The sequence below is a fragment of the Paenimyroides tangerinum genome, from assembly GCF_003865405.1.
Lineage (GTDB): Bacteria > Bacteroidota > Bacteroidia > Flavobacteriales > Flavobacteriaceae > Flavobacterium > Flavobacterium tangerinum.
In genome coordinates, this window is sequence record NZ_RQVQ01000098.1 from 1 (window position 1) to 1804 (window position 1804).

Genomic DNA, 1804 nt, shown 5'->3' on the forward strand with positions numbered 1-1804 from the left:
GCCGTTGCGCTATGCTCACTTTAATCCGCTGAAGGTGGTATACTATAGCCGTTTTTTGCAGTTTGCTGTAAATATTTTTTCACAATTCCAGCCAATGTTTTAGTGCTAACACATAAAACATCTGCATAATCTTTCGGAGAGTGTAACTCAGAATAATTCTTCTCAATAGAATCTACTAAATTTTGCAATATTTCAGATTGATCATCAGAAAATTTTGGCACTATATCTTTATTAGATTGTTTTTTTTGTCTCACAGCTTCTATTAAAAACACCTTTAAAAAAGCCACAAGAACCTCATGCTGAGCAATAGAATCTCTATCCATTTCTTTTGAAATTTGATCTATAAGGTTAAAAAACAACGCTTTTTCAGAAATTTTAAAATGTGGTAATCCATGAAAGTTGTTAAAAAGAACGCCTTCTGTTTCAATTTCATTTTGATGACGATATGTACAAAAAAAGACAGGGTGAAAATTTAATAACCAGCCATGACAAGGTTCTTCAGAAGAAATCATAAATGGTTGATAAGGCGACAAGCAAATCATTTGATAACCTTGCAGTTCATAATTAGAAAGATCTACACTTAACTTATAGTTGCTTGCGTTAAGTAAAATAATAGAATAATAATTTTTTCTTTGTAAATGATCAAATTGATTAAGATTTTCAAACCTTTCTAGTCTAAATGCTAGTTCACCATTTTGCTTATCAACAATAATTTGAGCCATAAGAGTCTATTTCTTTTTTAATGTTACGTATTAAAAAGACAGGAGTGTTTGTTACACTCCTGTCTAAAGATAACAATTATTTCGAAGCTATGATGTCTATTTTTTGAATTGCTGATGCTTCAAAACCATCTAAAAGAACAGGCGCATTTTCCATAAGTGCAGCTGCAACTTTTCCTGTTAAATGTGCATCTCTACCAGAATCATCTGCAAAAGTATCAAAGATTGCATATGTAGTAGCATCTATTTTTATAGCATACCAAGATAAAGTTTTTGGCTCGTCACCAACTAATTGTTTGCCGACATTAAGGAAGTTTTCAACATCTGTTGTCTTTGCTTCTTTAGATTTCATAATAACAAGCAAACCCTTGTTTTGCAATCCGGATTTATGATTAGATGCTAATACATCTACTGCTTGAATATCTGTGCTAGGATCAAAGTTGTCTAATAAATCACCTGCATTTGCTAATAATCCCTTCGCAACTTCGCCTGTTAAATGTGCTTGTCTTCCTTCTTCTACTTCAAAAGTATCATAAATACCAAAAGTATTATTATCTATTTGAAAGGCAAACCAAGATACTGTTTGAGGTTCTTGATTTACTAATGCTAATCCACCAAGTAAGAAGTTTTTGACGTCTTGTTCTTTTCCTGTTTTTGCTTTCATAATTACTAATAATCCGATAGTTTCTTTTTTTGTACTGTTCATAATGTTTGTGTTTTTAGATTTTGAAAATGTTTGAATTGTAAATCCTAGTAGAAAAACTAGGAATGCTAATTTTAATGGAACTTTAGTTTTCATCGTTTCTTGTTTATTTGTTACAGTGCAAATTTGAGACGAAACAAAAGACTATGGAATGGATGTTTATTGCTAACGCATGGACAATTTTCAAAAAAAGCAATACTATTGAATCCAGTATGCACACAATCGAGTAGACGGCTCCGCCAGAAACTGACGGAGTGCGCCTCTCAACTTAGCGAAGCGATATCTTGAAATACCTATAAAAAATAAACACTTATTTCAAACACCACCGAGCGTACGGGTCACGTACTCGGCGGTTCGCAAAGAGATGGGTTAAGTTGTAAAT

The 1804-nt window shown here is 32.6% G+C and carries 2 protein-coding genes; both read right to left on the reverse strand.

Annotated elements, in window-relative coordinates:
* Nucleotides 1–20: 20 nt before the first annotated feature.
* Nucleotides 21–722, reverse strand: coding sequence for an AraC family transcriptional regulator (locus tag EG240_RS16300; RefSeq protein WP_125020386.1), 702 nt, complete (start codon nucleotides 720–722; stop codon nucleotides 21–23).
* A 76-nt stretch (nucleotides 723–798) separates the two neighbouring features.
* Nucleotides 799–1518: a putative quinol monooxygenase gene (locus tag EG240_RS16920; RefSeq protein ID WP_125020387.1), complete on the reverse strand. Its 720-nt coding sequence runs from the start codon at nucleotides 1516–1518 to the stop codon at nucleotides 799–801.
* Between the last annotated feature and the right edge of the window lie 286 nt (nucleotides 1519–1804).